The following is a 3879-nucleotide window of genomic DNA, read 5'->3' on the forward strand; positions in this document are numbered from 1 at the left end:
GCTACGCAAGGGATTTTTTACATTTTTTATTTAAAAGATTAATTTTTATTCATTATCAATCTTTCTATATCTTCTAAATCCTGCTTCATGTAAGACTTCATTCAACTTCTTTAATAGTATTTCTTTTTGTTGTCTATTTAACATTTCGCTATTTTTATTCAATAATGCGCAAGCTAGCTTCCAATACGTATTTAAAGTGGCAGGTATCCCAGCTTTCCTTAGCCTGACAATCGCATTCTCAGCTCCTACTATCTTTAGTGTTTCGACATCATGAATACCAACTTTTTTCAACATTCTCTCATACTTTATAGAGAGGTTAGGAAGGTCTTTCAAGCGATTTGCCTTTGACAATGCGATCTCATTCTTTCTATCTTGGATTTGCTTAATAGAAAGCATAAGCAGCTTGCGTAATAAAACCCTATCACTTAGAATATCATTAGCCAGGCAATAATAATCCGACAAAACAAACTTAGCATCAACCTCATTTTTTGTAAAAGCCACACACCCTAAACTTACTAATTGACGGGATAAGTCATCTTTTGCCTGAAGATAAAACTTTCCGCTTAGACATAAACCGAACATAAGTTTCTTATCGTAGAACAAGCCATAACCAGTAAATAAATTCTTTGATGTCACATTTCCAATTAACTCATTAATCATCATACAAATGTCATCAGCATGTTTATCTTTGATATTTAATATTGTCATAAGTCCTCCAGGATTAAACTTGTAGTATATTTATAAAATAAGCAACCCCCACCTTTATAACACTTGATTTACCAAATTGAAACAATTCATTTACAAATCTGTGATGCAGATCGTAAATTTTAAATTTATTGCAGAAAATATAATAATATAATGAGAATCTCATATAATAACTTGTACTTAGGAAACATAGACCTCTTGAACAATCTAAAACAAAAAGCAAAAGTAAATTTCAGCAAATTAATCTACAACAAATCCATTTACTTTAGGTATCAAAAAAATCCAAATTATTTACATAAGTGTTTTTATACAAAAATCTAAACTTATTAAGTTTCAATAAACAAAACGTGTTTATAAACACGGGTTTTACTCTTTTTTCCTTCAAAATTCCAAAACTATATTAATCAATTATAGTTAGATAAATCCTTAATTCTATTTTTCTCCTCTTATGTTTCTTCTCAAGAGCCGAAATTTCACTTGATACTGTACATCAACACAGATACAATTTTAGTGTATTTATATAATATAAAAGGTAAAGAAATGACCACTCAAGAAGAGAAACAAAAAGCACTTGCTGCCGCACTAGGACAAATCGAAAAACAATTTGGTAAAGGCTCGATCATGAAATTGGGCGATACCAAAACCTTAGATGTAGAATCTATTTCAACAGGCTCAATCGGCTTAGATGTTGCATTAGGTATCGGTGGTTTACCCATGGGACGTATTGTTGAAATCTTTGGTCCAGAATCTTCCGGTAAAACAACCCTTACTTTATCTGTAATTGCACAGGCGCAAAAAGCGGGCAAAACCTGTGCGTTCATTGACGCAGAACATGCACTTGACCCAATCTATGCCGCAAAATTAGGTGTGGACGTAAAAGAATTATTAGTTTCTCAACCTGATAATGGTGAACAAGCATTAGAAATTTGTGATGCTCTTGTACGCTCAGGTGCTGTTGATGTTATTATTGTAGACTCTGTCGCTGCTCTTACGCCAAAAGCTGAAATTGAAGGTGATATGGGGGACTCCCATATGGGCTTACAAGCACGCCTAATGTCTCAAGCATTACGTAAACTTACCGGTCAAATTAAAACGGCCAACTGCTTGGTAATCTTTATTAACCAAATTCGTATGAAAATCGGGGTAATGTTTGGTAATCCAGAAACCACAACCGGTGGTAATGCCCTTAAATTCTATTCTTCCGTTCGCTTAGACATTCGCCGCACAGGCTCAGTAAAAGATGGTGAAGAAATTATTGGTAATGAAACAAAAGTAAAAGTGGTGAAAAATAAACTCGCTGCACCGTTCCGCCAAGTTGATTTCCAAATTCTTTACGGAGAAGGCATTTCCAAAATGGGCGAATTAATTGAGTTAGGCGTAAAACATAAACTTGTGGATAAATCTGGTGCGTGGTATGCCTACAATGGTGAGAAAATTGGTCAAGGTAAGGCAAATGCAATGAAATGGTTACATGAAAATTCGGAAAAAGCAGAAGAATTAGAAACTAAACTTCGTGCCGAATTAGTTGCAAATCCTGAACAATCATTAATGGCTGATATTGAACAATCTGAAGATAATTCTTCAGATGAGTTATAAGCCTTAAAATAAATCAAGTGCGGTCAAATTTCTCTTTAGATTTTGACCGCACTTTTTATGAAAAAAGTATATCTTCAATTACGAATTTATTAGAGTATGTATCGTGAGCTCGATCTTTGTAAGAAAATACAAGAAAAAAGTGTTTTCAGAAAAACAAATTGAAGTTAATAAAAGACTAGTAATATATTCTTTCTCACAGATTTCACAATGTAGGTTTTACCGATCTTATCAACTCTACTTCTGAAGAAAATGTCGAACCTAAGACCTAGATAGTAGTTTATACAATAAAATACCTAGCGTCGTACTCATTAGTCCACCTATTAAATGGAAAGCAATAACGCCAAGTGCACCACCCCATTTGTCTGACATTAAAAGTTCAATCACTTCAATCGAAAAAGATGAGAATGTAGTAAACGCACCAAGAAAACCGGTCACGAGAAACAATTTCCATAAATCATTAATTTGTGGATGTTGCCAAAAAAATGCCATCAATACACCGATAAAAAAACAACCGATAAGATTGGCAAGTAGCGTCCCAAAGGCAAAAGTAGAGAAAAGCGAGTTAAAACTGTAAGTTAATCCCCATCTCCCCAAGGCCCCAAATACAGCACCACAACTAATACATAATATGGCTTGGAGCATTATTTGATTCCGAATTGAAGTTGAAGATATTTTGCGACTGATTCATTTTGATTTGAGCCTATTTGCTCCAATTGTGGGCAAGCTTGTTTCAACCGTTCATCCGCATTCTCCATAATGCAGCCTTTCCCAACACAGGAAAGCATCTCTATATCATTCATCCCGTCTCCAAAAGCGATACAATTTTCCAAACCGTAATCTCGTTGCTCTAGCACATGTTTTAGAGCCTCTCCTTTAGAGACATTTTTGTTCATCACTTCCAAACAGGCTAATGCAGAATAAACAATCGTTGTTTTATCGCCAAAATGTTCACGTAAATATTTTTCTACTTCAATTAAATCTTCAGGTGTTTTTCCGATAAAAAATATCTTCTCCACATGACGAGCGTGATGTTTAGAAAAATCAACCACTTCATACATGAAGCCCGAATCTTGATGAAATTTTTGCAATGCGGGAACGTCTTTATTAATAAACCATCCTTCATCTTGATAGCTGTTCAAACAAACCTTAGTCTCATCAAATGGTGTTTTATACAGATCAAATACGATATCCTCCGGCAGGCTATTACTGTAAATCAGATTTCCAGCCATATCCCGTACCCTTGCACCATTTGAGGTAATCATTACCGCACGCTCTGCACCAATTTTTCCAAGAATAGAAGTAACATCAGTATGGTTTCTTCCCGTAGCAAGGATAATATCAATGCCATTTTGTTCAAGACGATTCAACGTATCAATGGTAAAGTCTCCGATGACATGATTCGTGTTTAATAATGTGCCATCCAGATCAGAGACAACAGCACGGAAAAGTTGTTTTGACATAAAGAAACCCTCTAAAAATTTTTCTGATCATATCAAAAAATAAGGCATAAAATGACCGCACTTTTTGACTGAAACCCAAAATAGACGAAATTATAAAATAAAAAGGCAGATCTTTCGA

At 34.7% G+C, this 3879-nt stretch carries 4 protein-coding genes; 1 reads left to right on the plus strand and 3 read right to left on the minus strand.

Annotated features, from left to right (window positions below; translation table 11 throughout):
* Positions 1–45: 45 nt before the first annotated feature.
* The gene (locus BKG94_RS09795) at positions 46–708 is read right to left on the minus strand and encodes a TfoX/Sxy family DNA transformation protein (protein ID WP_077436642.1); all 663 of its coding nucleotides are present in this window, start codon (positions 706–708) and stop codon (positions 46–48) included.
* 537 nt (positions 709–1245) lie between these two features.
* On the opposite strand from BKG94_RS09795, the gene recA reads away from it, so the two are divergent.
* On the plus strand, positions 1246–2301 hold the full coding sequence (gene recA / locus BKG94_RS09800; protein ID WP_077436644.1) for a recombinase RecA: 1056 nt from the start codon (positions 1246–1248) through the stop codon (positions 2299–2301).
* 258 nt (positions 2302–2559) lie between these two features.
* Here the strand turns inward: recA and crcB are convergent, their stop codons facing one another.
* The gene (crcB, locus tag BKG94_RS09805) at positions 2560–2943 is read right to left on the minus strand and encodes a fluoride efflux transporter CrcB (protein ID WP_077436646.1); all 384 of its coding nucleotides are present in this window, start codon (positions 2941–2943) and stop codon (positions 2560–2562) included.
* Positions 2943–3761: a Cof-type HAD-IIB family hydrolase gene (locus BKG94_RS09810; RefSeq protein ID WP_077436648.1), complete on the minus strand. Its 819-nt coding sequence runs from the start codon at positions 3759–3761 to the stop codon at positions 2943–2945. Before BKG94_RS09810 ends, crcB begins: the two co-directional genes overlap by 1 nt.
* Positions 3762–3879: the final 118 nt, after the last annotated feature.

Origin of the sequence: Rodentibacter ratti (assembly GCF_002000485.1) — a bacterium.
GTDB classification, from domain to species: Bacteria; Pseudomonadota; Gammaproteobacteria; order Enterobacterales; family Pasteurellaceae; genus Rodentibacter; species Rodentibacter ratti.